The sequence below is a fragment of the Anabaena sp. FACHB-83 genome, assembly GCF_014697485.1.
Classification (GTDB): Bacteria; Cyanobacteriota; Cyanobacteriia; order Cyanobacteriales; family Nostocaceae; genus Nostoc_B.
In genome coordinates this window covers 140,022-157,314 of record NZ_JACJRY010000016.1, presented here as the reverse complement: position 1 = coordinate 157,314, position 17,293 = coordinate 140,022, and the positions used below count along the sequence as shown (strand labels likewise).

The 17,293-nt window shown below is 38.0% G+C and carries 15 protein-coding genes; 5 read left to right on the top strand and 10 right to left on the bottom strand.

All coding sequences use genetic code 11. The annotated features are described in order from the left end of the window. Positions 1-254 precede the first annotated feature (254 nt). Positions 255-1,115 carry a 16S rRNA (cytidine(1402)-2'-O)-methyltransferase gene (rsmI, locus tag H6G79_RS19705; protein ID WP_190592262.1) on the bottom strand — a complete coding sequence of 287 codons (861 nt, stop codon included), beginning with the start codon at positions 1,113-1,115 and terminating at the stop codon, positions 255-257. Positions 1,116-1,263: 148 nt separating this feature from the next. On the opposite strand from rsmI, the gene H6G79_RS19700 reads away from it, so the two are divergent. The 4 genes from H6G79_RS19700 to rpsU all read left to right on the top strand — a co-directional run bounded on the left by H6G79_RS19700 (position 1,264) and on the right by rpsU (position 3,987). Continuing rightward, positions 1,264-2,163 (top strand): sugar kinase, encoded by a 900-nt coding sequence (locus H6G79_RS19700; RefSeq protein ID WP_190592261.1) that lies wholly within the window; start codon positions 1,264-1,266, stop codon positions 2,161-2,163. After that, on the top strand, positions 2,160-3,023 hold the full coding sequence (locus H6G79_RS19695; RefSeq protein WP_190592260.1) for a 3'(2'),5'-bisphosphate nucleotidase CysQ: 864 nt from the start codon (positions 2,160-2,162) through the stop codon (positions 3,021-3,023). The genes H6G79_RS19700 and H6G79_RS19695 overlap by 4 nt, the downstream gene beginning before the upstream one ends. 311 nt (positions 3,024-3,334) lie before the next feature. After that, a complete protein-coding gene (locus H6G79_RS19690; RefSeq protein WP_190592259.1) occupies positions 3,335-3,667 on the top strand; it encodes an RNA-binding protein in 333 nt (110 codons plus the stop codon). 122 nt (positions 3,668-3,789) lie between these two features. Then, on the top strand, positions 3,790-3,987 hold the full coding sequence (rpsU, locus tag H6G79_RS19685; RefSeq protein WP_062292816.1) for a 30S ribosomal protein S21: 198 nt from the start codon (positions 3,790-3,792) through the stop codon (positions 3,985-3,987). 97 nt (positions 3,988-4,084) lie between these two features. On the opposite strand, the gene H6G79_RS19680 is transcribed toward rpsU, so the two are convergent. Continuing rightward, positions 4,085-6,715 carry a DNA polymerase III subunit alpha gene (locus tag H6G79_RS19680; protein WP_190592258.1) on the bottom strand — a complete coding sequence of 877 codons (2,631 nt, stop codon included), beginning with the start codon at positions 6,713-6,715 and terminating at the stop codon, positions 4,085-4,087. Positions 6,716-6,913: 198 nt separating this feature from the next. On the opposite strand from H6G79_RS19680, the gene H6G79_RS19675 reads away from it, so the two are divergent. Beyond that, positions 6,914-8,218 carry a dicarboxylate/amino acid:cation symporter gene (locus H6G79_RS19675; RefSeq protein WP_190592257.1) on the top strand — a complete coding sequence of 435 codons (1,305 nt, stop codon included), beginning with the start codon at positions 6,914-6,916 and terminating at the stop codon, positions 8,216-8,218. A 228-nt stretch (positions 8,219-8,446) separates the two neighbouring features. On the opposite strand, the gene rplI is transcribed toward H6G79_RS19675, so the two are convergent. From rplI to H6G79_RS19635, 8 genes are all read right to left on the bottom strand, one after another. After that, positions 8,447-8,905: a 50S ribosomal protein L9 gene (gene rplI / locus H6G79_RS19670; protein ID WP_190592256.1), complete on the bottom strand. Its 459-nt coding sequence runs from the start codon at positions 8,903-8,905 to the stop codon at positions 8,447-8,449. A gap of 187 nt (positions 8,906-9,092) precedes the next feature. Continuing rightward, positions 9,093-10,019, bottom strand: a complete 927-nt coding sequence (locus tag H6G79_RS19665; RefSeq protein ID WP_190592255.1) for an Npun_R2821/Npun_R2822 family protein — start codon at positions 10,017-10,019, stop codon at positions 9,093-9,095. A gap of 14 nt (positions 10,020-10,033) precedes the next feature. Continuing rightward, positions 10,034-10,993 (bottom strand): glycosyltransferase family 10 domain-containing protein, encoded by a 960-nt coding sequence (locus tag H6G79_RS19660; protein WP_190592254.1) that lies wholly within the window; start codon positions 10,991-10,993, stop codon positions 10,034-10,036. A gap of 4 nt (positions 10,994-10,997) precedes the next feature. Beyond that, positions 10,998-12,002, bottom strand: a complete 1,005-nt coding sequence (locus H6G79_RS19655) for an Npun_R2821/Npun_R2822 family protein (RefSeq protein WP_190592253.1) — start codon at positions 12,000-12,002, stop codon at positions 10,998-11,000. 36 nt (positions 12,003-12,038) lie between these two features. Then, complete coding sequence (locus H6G79_RS19650; RefSeq protein ID WP_190592252.1) at positions 12,039-13,247, bottom strand: glycosyltransferase family 4 protein; 1,209 nt, start codon at positions 13,245-13,247, stop codon at positions 12,039-12,041. Positions 13,248-13,402: 155 nt separating this feature from the next. Next, positions 13,403-13,774 (bottom strand): hypothetical protein, encoded by a 372-nt coding sequence (locus H6G79_RS19645; RefSeq protein WP_190592251.1) that lies wholly within the window; start codon positions 13,772-13,774, stop codon positions 13,403-13,405. Between the two features lie 32 nt (positions 13,775-13,806). Next, the gene (locus H6G79_RS19640) at positions 13,807-14,940 is read right to left on the bottom strand and encodes a glycosyltransferase (protein WP_190592250.1); all 1,134 of its coding nucleotides are present in this window, start codon (positions 14,938-14,940) and stop codon (positions 13,807-13,809) included. A 74-nt stretch (positions 14,941-15,014) separates the two neighbouring features. Beyond that, the gene (locus H6G79_RS19635) at positions 15,015-17,234 is read right to left on the bottom strand and encodes an ABC transporter ATP-binding protein/permease (protein ID WP_190592249.1); all 2,220 of its coding nucleotides are present in this window, start codon (positions 17,232-17,234) and stop codon (positions 15,015-15,017) included. Positions 17,235-17,293 lie beyond the last annotated feature (59 nt).

The following is a 17,293-nucleotide window of genomic DNA, read 5'->3' as shown; positions in this document are numbered from 1 at the left end:
TTATTAGATGTACCTTAGCTAAATCTAAAGTTAGTTTGGGTTTATTATATTTGAACTATTAATAAAAAACTATAGATTTATGTAAAAAATTATCTAAAATTCATGTACAATCCAGCAAATATACGTAGAATATCATCTGGGATTTGATCATAAACCCCTCATACAGAACTTTTGAAGTAAGTGAGGCATAGCGTGAATAATGAGTAATGAGTAATGAGTAATGAATAATGAGTAAGAAATTTACTTATTACTTATTACTTATTACTTTCTTCAATAGACAAAGCCAATTGATAAACTTCGCGCCGGGAAAGTGAGGTAAATTTGGCTAGTTGACGGCTGGCTTGAGAACGGGATATTCCTTGCCTAATTAACTGTTGTAATTCTGCTTTGAGTTGTGTTTCGGTTAATAAAGGCTGGGTGGCTGGTGTTCCTGCAACAAGTAAAGTGTATTCACCTTGGGGTTCTCGTTGTTGGTAATGAGCGATCGCATCGGCAATTGTACCGCGCCAAAATTCTTCGTACAATTTGGTTAGTTCCCGCGCCAGCACAATTTGGCGTTCGTCCCCAAAAGCTGCTGCTAAATCTTGCAAAGTATCTGTTAAACGATGGGGTGATTCGTAGAAAATTAAGGTGCGAGATTCTGTCTGCAAGGTTTCTAAATATTCCCGTCGTTGTTGTGCTTTTGGTGGTAAAAAACCTTCAAACGCAAATTTATCTGTCGGTAAACCCGCAGCACTCAAAGCGGTAATAGCTGCACTCGCACCAGGAATTGGTACTACTTTGATCCCTGCGTCAATACAAGCTTTAATTAGTTCATAGCCAGGATCAGAAATTCCTGGCATACCTGCATCACTAACCAACGCGATCGCTTTACCATGATTTAAATGCTCTAAAATTTCTGGAATGCGACTATTGCGATTATGTTCGTGATAACTGATTTGGGGTGTTTTAACTTGAAAATGTTGGAGTAATTTCCCTGTGTGGCGCGTGTCTTCCGCAGCAATTAAATCTACTGTTTGCAAAATTCGCACCGCCCGAAAGGTAATATCTTCTAAGTTGCCAATGGGTGTGCCAACAACGTAAAGTGTTCCTGGTTGGGGTTTGTCATTTGTCATTTGTTATTCGTTATTCGTATAGGACTTACGCAAAAACCCTCTCAAATCCTCTTAACTTCGTGTCCTTTGCGCCCTTTGCGGTTCGTTTTTTCATGATTTTGCGTAAGTCCTGTCGTAATTTGTTATTTGTCATTTTTATTAAACAAATATGGTGACTAATCTAAAATCCAAAATCCAAAATTTAAAATCACATCGCGGATTATTTGTCGGGTTAGTCACCTTAGATTTGATTTATCTGGCTGATGCTGCTCCGCAAAATAATCAAAAGTTGGTGGCTAATGACTATACTGTAGCAGCAGGCGGCCCGGCTACAAATGCGGCGGTAACTTTTGCCCATTTAGGAAATTATGCAAATATCTTGGGTGTGGTTGGTTCTCACCCCATGACGCAACTTATTTATAGTGACTTAGAAAATTATAGAGTAGCGATCGCCGACCTCGACCCCAACAAACCCACACCACCACCTGTCTCTTCAATTATTGTTACCCAAGCCACCGGCGAACGAGCGATTATTTCGATTAACGCTGTGAAGACTCAAGCCAACAAAGCATCTGTCCCAGATAATATTTTGTCAGATATTAATATTGTATTGATTGATGGACACCAAATAGAAGTAGGGAAAGCGATCGCGCAAACTGCAAAAGCTCATCATATCCCAGTAGTCATTGATGGTGGTAGCTGGAAACACGGCTTTGAGGAAATCTTACCCTTTGTCGATTATGCCGTTTGTTCGGCAAATTTCTATCCTCCTGGCTGTGAGACAGAACAACAGGTTTTTGATTATCTCAGCAGTTTTAACATTCCCCACATTGCCATTACCCACGGTGATCAACCAATTACATATCTAAGTCAGAATCAAAGTGCTACTATAACCGTACCGCGAATTACCGCAGTTGACACCCTGGGGGCTGGTGATATTTTTCACGGCGCTTTCTGCCACTATATATTAAGTGAAAATTTCCCCGATGCTTTAGTACAAGCCGCATCTATCGCCGCTAATTCCTGTAAATTTTTTGGCACACGTCGCTGGATGGAAGTAAAACAATGAAAGATTTAGAAGATATATTAGCGATCGCTCGTGATGTAGGCTGGAAAGCGGCAGATATTCTCCACTCTTATTATCACGGCAAAGTTAAAGACCCTGATTTACAGGTGCAGTATAAACAAAGCGAACCTGTAACAATTGCAGATGTTACCGTTAGTCAATATATTGTGCAGAGACTACAAGCTGCTTTTGGTGATGAAGATTTTGCTTACATTAGCGAAGAAACCTATAAATCACAACTCCAGCTAGAAAACTCTCAGTTAGTATGGCTAATTGACCCTTTAGATGGTACAAGAGATTTTATTGATAAGACTGGAGATTATGCCATTCATATTGCGTTAATTCAAGAGCATCGTCCGATTTTATCTGTGGTCGCTGTACCAGAAGCCGAAACTATCTACTACGCTATTAAAGAAGGTGGAACCTTCAAAGAAACTCCAAGCGCCACTGTCTCTATAAAACTTTCACCAACAAAACTCGTGGAAGATTTAACCTTAGTTGTTAGTCGTTCTCATCGCAATGAAAGACTAGAGTATTTATTACAAAATTTGCCTTGTCAAAATCAAAAAGCTGTCGGCAGTGTAGGTTGTAAAATTGCTACCATTCTAGAGCAAAATGCAGACATCTATATTTCTCTTTCTGGTAAATCTGCGCCTAAAGATTGGGATATTGCCGCACCAGAGCTAATTTTAACCGAAGCAGGCGGTAACTTTACTCGCTTTGATGGCAGTCCTTTACAGTATCACACTGGCGATATTAATCAATGGGGAGGCTTACTTGCCAGTAATAGTAACTCTCATCAACTTTTATGTCAGGAAGCGCAAAGGATATTATCTGAGTTCGACGGTATTAAGAAAGTGTAGAACTATATATGTATATAGCTAAAGTTAGTTTGTCCAACTTTACAGTATAATTTATAATTATATTTAATAGTTAATCTAATTAATGTCTATGAACATATTTTCAGACATTTTTTAGGTACAAATACCCAAAAATTATTCTGTAATAGTTACAGAATACAAAGTTTTTTGAATAGTTGATAACTTTGATTGTTGGGAGCTTGTGCTATACTTTGGCATATAAGGATTATTTTCGGTTGAGTAACTCGTTTTGATTTTTAAAAAGCGTCTCTCCGAATTTAACTCTCTACACTCCCTGAATTCGGAGACATTATATGTCAATTTACATCGGAAACCTTTCCTATCAAGTCACTGAGGAAGACTTGAGATTAGCATTTAGCGAATACGGAAAAGTAAGTCGCGTTCAGTTACCAACTGACCGCGAAACTGGCCGTCCTCGCGGTTTTGCCTTTGTGGAAATGGAAAATGAATCACAAGAAACCGCAGCCATTGAAGCACTAGATGGTGCTGAATGGATGGGTCGTGACCTGAGAGTTAACAAAGCTAAACCTCGTGAAGAAAGAAGTACTTCCCGTGGTGGTGGCGGTGGTGGCTGGGGTAACAACCGTGGCGGCGGCGGTGGCGGCGGCCGTGGTGGTCGCTACTAAACTTTTGAAATAAAAATTTAGCATCTAGAGTCTCCAGCAGATAAAGCCAAAGGCTCAATTCTGCTGGGGTATTTTATTTTTTCTCTAGATTTTGCTATTCATCCAAATAAGGAGGATTGAGAATGACGCAAGTAGTCTTGGGGGAGAATGAGGGTATTGATTCAGCTTTGCGAAGATTTAAACGGGAAGTTTCTAAAGCTGGAATTTTCCAAGACATGAGAAAGAAGCGTCACTTTGAGACACCGCTAGAAAAACAAAAGCGGAAAGCAGTTGCAAGACACAAACAAAATCGTAGCAACGGCGCACGGCGCTTCAAGTAACATAGCTAAAAATATTAGTATGGTTGGGGCATCAGCCATTAGGTTTGCTATTACTATTTAAACCTAAAATCCCCACCCTTAAAGGGTGGGGAGCATGTCAAATTGGTAAAGCTTTAACTTGTAGTAAATCTAGCTCGCGCTCAAAAATTTCATCAATAGGTAACATCTGACCATCGGTAGTCATAAATTTATGGTCTTTGGTGGCGCGAATTACGGAACCGTCTTCTAAACAATACTCGAATAATTCTTGTTGTCCTCGATTATGCCATTGGGCGATCGCTTGCGTATAGACATGACCATGACTGTCAACGCTAAACACGCTACATTCCAATTGTTTTTCCACAATTTCGCCGATAGGGACAAAGCCATATTCTACTGTTAATACTTCTGTATCATAGCTGAGGCAATATTCAGCGAACTTCAACATATCATCAAATAGCTTTTCGGCTACTTGCTTTTTCACACCATTTTTTGTCGAACCATCAATAAATTTTTCCTGCTGCTTCTGCATTTCGGAAACTTTCTTCTTACCCATTGCGCGACGCAGCAAGTCAGCTTGTCCTAAAGAATATCCAGCCATATCTTGAGCAATTTTCATGATTTGCTCTTGATAAACCATAATGCCGTAGGTTTCATTTAAAATTGGTTCTAAAATCTGACTTTCATAGTCAATATTTTCGCGTCCATGTTTGCGGTTAATAAACTTAGGAATTAACCCTGCATCTAAAGGGCCTGGTCTGTATAATGCCAAGATAGAAGAAATATCTTCAATATTAGAAGGCTTCAAATCACGGACAATTTGTTTCATCCCTGATGATTCTAATTGGAATATCCCCTCTAACTCTCCAGATTCTAGCAATTCATAAGTTTTCTGGACATCTTTAGGTAGGGTTTTATGTTCACCCTTAGCTAAAATCTTTTGGGCTTTTCTTTCTTGATTAGTGATTTCATAAGGGTCAACTCTATAACCTTTATTATGCTCAATTAAATCAATGGTTTTTTGAATCATTGTCAGGTTTCTTAAACCTAAAAAGTCCATTTTTAATAGACCCATTGATTCCAAATCTTCCATGAAATATTGGGTAATTACTGACCCATCATTATTTTTTTGTAAAGGCACAATTTCATCAAGGGGGTCAGCAGAAATTACCACCCCAGCCGCGTGAACACCGAAGGTTTTGTTAGTTCCTTCAATTCGCATCGCCATATCAATCCAACGGCGGACTGTCGGGTCATTATCATATTTTTCCTTAAACTCTGGTTCGGGAGTGTCATCAGAAATCATCACCTTGAGTTTAGTTGGTTTCCCCCGCACCACAGGAATTAACTTCGCCATTTTGTCAGCGTCCCCATAGGGAATATTCAACACCCTGGCGACATCTTTTAATACAGCTTTAGAAGTTAAGCGGTTAAAGGTAATAATTTGAGCGACTCTATCTGTACCATATTTTTCTGTGACATAATTAATTACCTGATCCCGTTTTTCAATACAAAAATCGGTATCAATATCAGGCATTGATTTCCGTTCTGGGTTCAAGAAACGCTCAAATAATAAGCCATGATGTACGGGGTCAATGTTAGTAATTCCCATTGTGTAGGCTACTAAAGACCCTGCGGCCGAACCGCGGCCTGGGCCAACGGGAATATTATTATCTCTGGCGAATTTGATGTAATCCCACACAACTAAAAAGTATGTAGAAAAACCCATTTGCTGGAGCATTTTGAGTTCATATTCCAATCTTTCTTTATAGACTGGCTCGACTTCAGTGCGAGATTTTCTGTTTAATTTCTCTAAAAGTCCGTTCCATGCAACTTCTTCAACATAAGTATCAGCAGTGTGACCAGAAGGAATGGGATAGTTAGGGATGCGAGGCTCACCCATAATATTGTAAGGCTCGACTTTCTCGGCAACTTCTTCGGTGGTTGCGATCGCTTCCTCAATTACATCATCGGGTAAATGGTCGCGGAATAGCATTCTCATTTCATCAGCAGATTTGAGATATTCTGTACCGCTATAGCGCATCCGGTTATCTTCAATAATTAGTTTGCCGGTTTGAATGCAAAGTAAAGCATCGTGGGCTTCGACATCAAAACAGGAAATAAAATGGGAGTCGTTCGTAGCGACAAATTTAATATTTAATTCCCGCGCAATTTTGATAATTTCGACGTTAACAATGCGGTCTTCTTGGGAGCCGTGGTCTTGAATTTCTAAATAAAAATCATCACCAAATACATCTTTATACCATTGAGCAACTTTGCGGGCTGCATCTGGTCTATTACTGAGAATTGCTTGGGGAATTTCGCCACCTAAACATGCACTAGTGACAATCAAGCCTTCGTGATATTGTTTGAGTAAATCTTTATTAATACAGGGGCGAGAAAAAATACCTTTACCTTGTACACCTTTGAGGTGAGAAATTGTAGTTAATTTAACTAAATGTTTATATCCTTGATTATTTTTGGCTAAAACAACTTGATGATATTTGGGACGACGTTCTTGTTTTTCAATATCGCCGTTAATGATATACATTTCGTTGCCAATAATTGGCTTAACATTTTTACTACGGCAAATTTTTAGCAATTCTACAGCACCATACATCACACCATGATCTGTAACTGCGATCGCCTTTATCCCCAATTCTATGGCACGGTCAATCAAATCAGGTAACTGACTCGCCCCATCCAGCAAACTATAGTCACTATGAATATGTAAAGGTACGAAAGACATAATTTATTTAATAGTCAATTATTAAAAGTGCTGAGTGCTGAGTTAAAGATTCTATTTCCCCTACCTCCTTGTCTCCCTTGTCTCCCTTGTCCCCCACTCTCTACTCCCTAGATTGATTAGATTATCCTGTTTAAGTAAATTCCACTTCCGCAGTTGTTGTTGTAATAGTTACCTTTGTTCCGTTATTTAGCTGTACCAATGAGTCAAACAGAGAGTCAACATCCGCCCGATAATGCTTCCCGTCCTTGGTGGCGGCGTATTCCTCTGACGTTACAAATTGTAATAGCCTTAGTGCTGGCTGTGATTGTGGGAATTGCTTTGGGTGCGGGGAACCCTAGCCCCAGCAATGCGGCTTTAATCACTAATTTGGCAATTCCGGCAGAACTGGTACTCAAGGCACTCCGCGCTTTAGCTACGCCACTGATTTTGGTAGCAGTGCTGCATACTTTTATGACGGCGACTATCCCCGGTACCGCCGGACGACGGTTAGCGTTATTACTTTTTACTAATACCACTGTAGCGATTTTGGTTGGGTTGTTTGTGGCTAATGTCTTGCGTCCAGGAACTTGGGGAAGTTTACCCAAACCACAAACAGCAATAAATAGCGCCAACCTTGATCCTTGGGGGTTAATCAAAGACGCTGTACCAGAAGCCATTCTTGCGCCGTTGGTAAGTAATAATGTGATTCAGTTAATTGTGGTTGCCCTGTGCTTTGGAATTGTGCTGCGGGGTTTAAAATCAGAACAAATCGCCCAAAACAAAACCGGATTTCAACCCATTGAAGATGTGATTGGAATTTTGTTTGAGGCGGTAATTCGCATCCTTAATTGGGTAATTGCCTTAGTTCCCTTTGCGGTGTTTGGTATTGTGGCTAAAACTGTGGCAGAAAAAGGTTTTGCCCCATTTGTTTCTTTAGCGGCTTTTATTGTGGCGGTGTTGGTCGCCTTGGTGTTGCAAGCTTGTTACTATCTCACTAGAGTCAAGTTCGGTTCTTGGGTAAACCCGTGGCGATTTTTGGTTGGTGGTTCGGATGCTTTTATCACGGCGTTCTCGACTTCTTCTTCTACGGTGACAATGCCTATTACTTGGGAAGTTTTGCAAACCAAAGTTGGTTTAAGAGAATCTTCTGCATCTTTGGGGGCGCTAGTCGGGGCAAACTTTAATAATGATGGGACTGCCCTTTATGAAGCGATGTCTGCATTATATATTTCCCAAGTGATTGGACAGCATTTAAATTTGGGACAGCAGTTAATTGTAGTGCTGACATCGATTTTTGCATCGGTGGGGGCGGCTGGTATTCCCAATGCGGGGTTAGTAACGATGACTTTGGTGTTTACTTCCGTGCGCTTGCCGACAGAGTATATCGCGTTGTTGGTGACAGTTGATTGGTTTTTAGACCGTTGTCGCACAGCGATTAATGTTATGGGAGATATGACGGTGAGTGCGGTACTGGATGGGAAAAAGCCGCGTCATGAGGAGGAGAATCTTTCTGAGGAAGTTTGATGAATGCTTAATAAGAAACTAACCGCAAAGTACGCAAAGAGAGGAATAAAAGAGATTTTGATGCGGTTCAGTTAAGCAAAAAAGTAGGTTGGGTGGAGCGATAGCGTAACTCAACAAAGTCTTGAGGATGTTGGGTTACGGCGCAACATAGATTTAGTGTGTCTCTACAAATACCCTTGTGCGCCTGCACCCAACCTACAATAACTCAGGTCAAAATCTCAAAACACACTAACTAGCAACAACTTCAACATCGATTTGCGCTGTTACTTCTGAGTGCAACTTGATTTCAGCCTTGTATGTACCCAACTTGCCAATGTCGGGGATGGTAATACCACGACGGTCAACTTCTAGGTTAGCAGCTGCTTGAATTGCATCTGTAACATCTTGAGTGGTGACAGTACCGAAGATGGCTTCGTTTTCACCAACTTGCTTGGCAATTTTCAAACTGCCAACTTTTTCTAAAGCTGCTTTTTGTTCTAAGGCTTGTTGTTTGAGTTCCAATTGCCGTTGACGTTCTTGTTCACGACGGCGTTCTACTTGCTTGAGAATACCAGGAGTAGCGCGGGTTGCCAAACTCTTGGGAATAAGGTAATTTCTAGCATAGCCAGGAGCAACTTCTACTAAGTCACCTAATTTGCCTAACTTGCTGACATCTTGAGTTAAAACTAACTGGACACGTTTCGCCATTGTTTTGTTGTTTTTCCTGTAAAATCTCAATAACTTGGGTTGCAGCCGGATAACCTACATGAGTGTAGCTGTATCCCAAGGGGCTTTGTCTATACCCTAAAGCTTACAGATCCTAGCGAAAGGCGGGGGGCGATCGCAACTGTTTCGCCGATCAAAAGTCAAAAATCATCAACAGCAATGTTAAATCTTACTTAAAGATTTTGTGAACTTGCTTTTTAATCGTCCGTAATGTTGTTTCCCACTGGCTTGGTTTGGCTGGGGCGGGAATTGCCGCAGGTGGTATGGCGGGATTTAAATTGCGATAATATGCCCAAATATCCCAATAAGGACAACCTGGTTGAATGCGAATCCCCGCCCAGTGGAGATATTGCAGGGGTTGATTAACAGCCGGATCAATCAAAATGTTACCCTGCCGTTGAAATTGTGGACTACCTGCCCAATTTCCTGGTGCTTTTCCTGGGCGACGCACCACATTAAAACGGCGCGGAATCCGTTTGAGCAACATATAGTTGATAATTGGTTGGTCAGAAGTCTTTTCAGAAAAATCGAAATAATCTGGATGGGCGGCACATTCAGTAAAGATTTCGTACAAATCTTGTTCAGAAATGAGGTGTTTCTTGGAAGCCCAAAAACCACCATTGAAAATATCTTTGACTTCAGCCTCAGTAAATACTTTATCTGTTAACACTTTCTCGCTGAAGACGTTTTTAATCCCGCCTGAATGTTGATAATCACAACAAATAAAGTCTGTATTTGCCAAGTAATTGAGATTATCAACAATCTTTTCAAAGACCACAATATCTGTGTCAATGTACAAAAATTCATCGAACTGGCCAAACCAACAAGCTTGTTTCCGAAATTGATTAGGACGGGCGAAAAATTGACCACCGAAAGTTTCGTGTAATCTTTTAGAAAGACGGTCGATAAATTCTAAATCTTCGTATAGCTGTACACCATAATATTGATTTAGCGTGGCGGCTATGTTGTGATAGTGATCATCATAAGGAATCATGACGATTGGTGTATCCGCATCATAAGCACGGATACTGTTGAGGAGTGCGATCGCATGATCTGTCACCTTATCATTAGCAATAATATAAATTCCGCGACTCATCTTATCTACCTTTTTTATCTGTGATTTTTCACAAAATTTGCTAACCAATTCATCAAGTTTAATTGGTGTAAAATGATTTGCCTAGCTTCGGCGATCGCATCTTTAGCCGCATACCAAGCATCAGGCGTAGCAGTGACTTCTTGAATGTAAGCAATGCCTTTTTCATCCAAGCTAGGTAATCTTAAAAAACTACCAGGCGGTAATAATTTATCCGCCGCAGAGCCACCATAATAAATTGGCAAACACCATGCTAATAAAGCATCCCAAAGTTTTTCACTCACATACCAATCATTATCTGCATAGTTTTCAATTGCTAAATTGTAATAATACGGAGACATACCATACCATTTATTACTCAATTCTCCTAGAGAATTTGACCAGGCAGGTAAATCACGTCCATATAAATCAAATTTGATTTGACTAGACTGCAAAGATTGTAAAAAATCTAAACGCTGGCGATGATTGGCTGTACGATTAATTCCCGAAGTAATCCAACTACAAGGTTTAACTTTAGCTGGTGGTGGCATTTCATTTAAATCCCGAAATGAATTATTGTGATACCAAATCGCTGGCATATATTCAGGAATTGGTGCAAAATCATCAGGGCCAGAAACATAACCGCAGTATTGTTGTGCGACTTTATAATTATTGATATTTTTTCCGACTACCTCATCTAAAGGCGGTTCTCGCATGAGATAAATTATGCTTTCTTTACTAACTCCACGTAACAAAGAAGAAACATCTACCTGTTTTTTTTGTGGTTTCCTTCGCAGTTGATCTAACAAAGATGGCGGTTTAGTTGGTTCAGGAAAATCAAACTGATACATTAATAAAAAATCAGGCTTACTAGCTAAAGCCTGCATTTGAATATTTTGCCAAACACCGAAAGCATGAGGTGTTTGTTGCCACAGCCAATCGCCTCTAGTTTTTAAAGCGCCATAGCTGCTAATCATCCCAACAGTTTTTATTTCCATCTGATTATTTATGTCCCACTGCTAATCCTAATTTTTTCAGAATTCTTGTACCTAAACTCGGAGACGCATTGTAAGCTTTCGGTTTAGTGGTAAATTTTGGCCGCTTTTCTGGTTCGTGTAAATAGCGATAGTGTAAGAAAATATCTCTATAAGGAAAATCAATATTTTCTCCTTTACAAACCTGATGAAATAACTTAGAAGATAAGCCAATATAGTGAATATACGTCAATCGATTGCCTTTATCATAAAGGATGTTATCTTCTCCTAAAAAATGATTGGAAGTGACACAACATCCTGTTTTTTCATCAGCAGGTAGATGCAAGGCTAAGTTACAGCTAGAAATTCCTGAGCGCATAACCATATAATTGACAATAGTTTGGTCAGGAGCAAAAGGATAAAGAATTTCTGCTTCTCTTTGACGAAGACTTTCTAGCAGTGAATCTCGAAGTTCTAAAGGAAATATGTTCTTTCTAGAAGCGTAAAATCCAGAACAAAATATTTCTTTTTTGAGTCTTTCAACCGAAAATACTTCTGTTAGTTTTGGTGATTTTTCTTGATATACATGAGATAAATCTGTATATTGAAAATCATATACTACCCAATCATGGTAATTTAGCTGATTAAAAATCTTATCCAGGGGACTCATCAATAAGGTATCAGCATCCATATAAACGAAGCGGTCAAAAGGCCCATCAAAAGCACCGTAACGTCGATGAGTTCCAAATCGATGATATTTTTCTTGGCTAACTTTTCGCCATTCTTGTTGAGCAGTAGGATGAGCATCCCATACATTACGCACAAATTCATCCCAGCAATGAATAGATTCCTGATTGTCGTAAATCTGCACATGAGGACGACAAGCAATTTCTTGAGTAATTTGCTCTATATTGTCATCATAAGGATATACGCAAACGGGCATTTCTTTCCCATAAATTGCTTCTATGCTATTGATTAAAGCAACTAGTTGGTCATAAACTTTATCATTAGCAAGAGTACAAATTCCATCCATATCAAATATCACCAAAGCTCTTAGGATTTATGAGAATTAATTAAGTTGTTGACGAAAAGGTTCATCAACATAACTGAGAATTTTAGCAGCGCGATTTTCCCAAGAAAATTGTTGGACAAATTCGATAGTTTGTAGATATCCTTCGATTTTTTTGGGATAAGTTTCTAAAACTTTTTGTAGGGCGGCGGCAAATTGATGTGGATTATCTGGCTCACACCAAGCTGCGATCGCTGGCGTATTCTTAAACTCTTCTAATGAAATAATTTCTGTCGCAACAATAGGATTTCCTGAAGCTAAATAATCAAATAGTTTTAAGGGAGAAGTAAAAGTAGATGCTGTCCCAGAGCAGTGGGGATGAGCTAAAACATCAGCAGCTTGCAATAAAGAAGCTAGTTCATGGTGGAGAACATAACCTAAGAAAGTGATATTATCTACCTGTTGAGATTGGGCTAATTTTCGATAATACTCAACTTCTTTTGGTTCACCACCCGCACAGACAAACTGAACATTAGGCATTTGTTGAGCAGCATCAATTAAGATATCAACACCTTTAAATTTCTTTAATGCTCCAGCATAAACTACTAATTGCGATCGCTGATTTTGTAACAGCTTTTGCCGCCATTCTGCCGCTTTTTCTGGCTGTCTTTGCATAAATAAACGATTAAATCCATTATGGATTTTAATCAATTTTTCCGGTGGCATACCATGTTGAATCATGCTTTGGCGGACTGTATCTGCAACTGTCACAGCAACTTGAAACAAAGGATGATTTACTATTTCTGGTTCAAATTGCTTATCTTCATGGTGGTGATGCTCATAAATTGCCGGAATCCTATGTTTAATTGCAGCTTTGATAAAATTCCAATTCCAAGCATGGACAATTTTTGTAGTTGCCCGGATATAAAAAGGAAAATAATACTTGGTGGCGATGGTATTAGAGTTAGTGAATTTACTTTTAAAGTAATCAATAGGCCAAGGCATTGGTAGCCTTGCTACTTGTAATTTATCTTGGAAATTGTAATATCTAATAAGATTTTCTGGGGGTTTTTGTGGTCGGAAAGGATGCAACAAATTAACCGGATTAATTGCTTGCCATCCTTGCTGAGGATAAATCAAAATTGTCGGATAACCCAAGTTAGCTGCTCCATTGGCGGCGTTAGCAGCCTGCACACTAGAAGCTGTGGGTTCAGGCAATTTTTCGAGAAAAAAGAAGTTATATTTTTTTTGCAAATTATGCTTTTTCATAACAGTTAGATTTTGTATTCAAGTTTTTCTAGTTGAGCGATGATATCAATCGTGTAATTGTAAGTATTTGAATGAAAAGTTATCGGTAAGCAATTTATTTCTATTGATTGAATTGAAAAATACTAAGCTATAGGAATCCGGTTTGATTTCTGAATCTAGTTGTGTAGACAGGGAATAGGGAGTGGGGAGTGGGGAGTAGGAAATTCCAGATATTGAGAATAGTTAAAATCTCGTAATTCTTGATGCGAAAAAGAATGACCGTAAATTTGCTGACCAATGCCCCAGGCGATTAATTTTATAGCAGTTTTAGCTTTAATCAGCTTTGAAAATGACTTTAAAAATGGAGAAAATAAAAGTCTACCTCCGCCGACAATAATATATTTATCCCTTACCTTATTGAGATCGATTTCTCTGATATCAGCTTGCTTAACAGTGTATCCAGGAAAATCAAAATATTTAGTAGGAGCCGAGGATAAGTCTCCGATATTTGTTGAATCAATGACATGGTAATTAATAATTGATTTCATGAAATTCGGTATTTAACAGATGTAAATACTCATCATATCATTATTGGTAACTCAATTTTTTGATCTAAATACTCAGTCACGGTTTCATTAATTTCTGACATAAATCTATGGGTGGAAAATAAGTTTTTCTGGTTAGTTAAAGATTGAATGAGCTTATTTTGCTGCTCAGAAATTTTTAAAACATCAATAATTTTTTCTACAGCTTCTGCTTCTGTATTGAAAAATAACTCTTGATTGTGCTGTCCCACAATTTCAACTTGTCCACCATCACCTCTCACAAAAGGAATTGCACCAGCTTTCACCATTTCTGCAATAGATATCCCAAACGGTTCTTTCTTGAAGTGAATTCCATATTTACATCTGGCGAGAACTTGAATATATTCTTTATATGGTAAGTTTTCGTGTACTGTTATCCAGGAAGAGTTTTCCGATACTAAATTTTTAATTAAATTAGTGTATTGCCATTCATAGATACCGCCACCTCCACCCGTGATGTGAAGTTTGATATCAAAGCCTTGTTCACGAACTAATTTGAGGATTTTAATAACTCTGTGCGGTTCTTTTGCTTTCACAATTCTACCGCTACAAATAAATGCGTCTTCTTTTTCATGCCAAGGTAGATTAGGCACATCAATTACCACAGGAGGGTAAACTACCTTAGCATCAATGCCGTAAGTTTTTTTCACGACATCTGCCACACAATAAGAATTAGCTATAGAAAGATTTTGAGAAATTTGTGCTTCTGAAAAATTGGATATTTTTCGATGAAAATGTGTTCCTTCTAGAACTTTAACCCAGTGGATATACTGGATGCCGACTTGACCCATATCTACTGCATTATATCCCGATAATACTAGGTCATATTCTTGACTATGCTGTTTAAAAAATCGAATTAAAAGATGGAAAAATGCCATTCTGATATTTTTGCTGTTAGCCATCATGAAGTAGCAAAAATTGGTGATCAGATCAGGCAGAAGATATTTAATTTTAATATCTTCATTTAAGATACTAGTTCCATACATCAAATTTAATCTTTCAATTTCAACCTTTCCAAGTGTAAATAAGGTTAAATCATATTTATCTTTTAATGCTTGGATAATCCATAGTCCTACTGCTTCAGCACCACCACCCATAAAATATGGGTAGTATATAGCTATTTTTTTCATAAATTAATACTCTGAAATATACGATAACTAATATTATCTGGTATAAAAAATATCGTCAATGTGGTGAATACTTATTATTTTAAATTATATTTTTCCATTCGCTCTACCTTATCTAATAAACAAATAGCTAGGTGATAAGCATCAGTAATTAATTTATTTTGTTCTTGAATATTATCTACCAACCCATCTGCAAGTGAACCTAAATCACTCAATATATTATTGATTGGTCTTGGGAATTCATCTAAGATTTGCTCGTCTTTTGGCTCTGCTAATGATGATGATTGTAAATTGATTTGGAGTCTGATAGTTTCTTCAAAAATTTCAATGTATGTAATAATTTTTAATGCAGATTTATAAGCTTCATTTAAGAGTTCTTGACGTTCTTTAGAATTATCTATTAGTCCGTCCATTAGCAATCCCAGACAACCAATCATTGAATTTAGCCGCGTCCGAATTTCGTAAGATACACGAGTAAAGGTTGGATGAGATTTTGTCGATTTTTCTTCTTGTTCCCCAAATTGCATTGAATAAAGACGTGAATAGTACCCATTCTTCTGTAAAAGCTCTTCATGGGTTCCTAATTCAACTACACGCCCTTGATCAAATACGGCAATTTGATCTGCTTTTTGTACCGTAGAAAGACGGTGTGCAATGACTAAGGTTGTACGATCGCGGCTGAGTTCATCTATTGCTGCTTGTACCAAACGTTCAGAAACAGTGTCTAATGCAGAAGTAGCTTCATCTAAAATCAAAATTTCGGGATTTTGCAGCAAAGCACGGGCTATAGCCAAGCGTTGGCGCTGTCCACCAGATAACATTACGCCGCGATCGCCTACCATAGTGTCAAATTCTTGGGGCAGTTTACAAATAAATTCATAGGCGTTGGCACGTTTACTGGCTATCACAATGTCTTCATCACTAGCATCTGGTTGTCCGTAGGCAATATTATTTTTTATCGAGTTATTAAAAAGAAAGGTATCTTGACTGACAATACCCATTGCTTTTCGTATAGATGTGATGTCAAATTGACGTAAATCAACCCCATCGATGGTAATACAACCAGATATGGGGTCATAAAATCTGGGTAATAAATCAGCTAAAGTTGATTTACCAGCACCAGAAGTACCTACTAAAGCTAAAGTAGTACCTCTTGGTAAATATACATCTACATCTTTTAATACCAACTTTTCATGATTAGGATAGGCAAAAGATATCTGATTAAAATGGATGCCTTTCTCTAGCTTTGTGTATATCTTTTGACCATTGACCATGAAAGGCTTATTATCACGGCGTAAAAAATCAGCAGCAATATCCACACTGGCAGAATTATTGGCAAAACTACTACGCAGAGTATTTAATTGTGACACAATTGGCAGTAGTCTCAGCAGTATTAATAGATATGTCAGCAAAACTGCTGATAATGAAGCAATTTGATCTGCAAATAATATTCTTCCTAGTAGGATAATGATGATTAAAGATATGACTCCAGAAACTTCACTTGTTGGGGCAATAATTTCAGAATTAGCCTGAGACTTAAATTCTGCTATTTCACGATTATGAATTAGATCAGTGATGTTTTTATATGTGCTTTCTTCATTAGCTTTTGTCTTGACTAAACGAATACCACTTAAGGTTTCTATTAAGGTATTCGTCAGCTTTTTAGACATATTAGAAAGCACTTCACCAAAATGTTTTGATCTCGAAACAGCATATTGATTTAATAAAGTAATAAAAGATAGTAGAATTGTTGTACAAATAGTTAGTTGCCAAGAAATAGATAACAGGAAAAATATAAATACTAAAATTGTTATTGCCAAAATTAATAATTTAATCAAATTATTAATAGAGGCAGCCGCACGAGGAATTTCAGCATTAATACTATTCATTAAATCGCCAATTTTTGTCTTGGCATAATAATTAATATCAACATCCAATAATATTTTTATTGCTGCTTTTCGCATATCTGATGTCAATGTGCGAGCTACAGAACTAGAAGATAAACTACTAGCATATACGGCCGCATTTTTTAAAAAAATTGTAAATATAATTGCTCCTGCCATTACGAAAGTACGATAATTAGCTGGGACATTACTAAAAGGCAACATTATACTTTTAATAATAGGCGGCGCATTAGTTAAATCTATCTCTTGACCTACAATTCTTAGAACTATAGGTACGATCATGGCTGTGCCAATCCCATTAAATAATGCTCCTGAAAATCCCAAAATTACTGTAATAATAATTCTGTAGGGGTAAGGCTTAATAAATTTTATTAATTGTTTGATAGTAGACATAAATTATTTATTTTTGACAAGCTTTTTATTAATATATATACATGAATTTTCATGTGAAA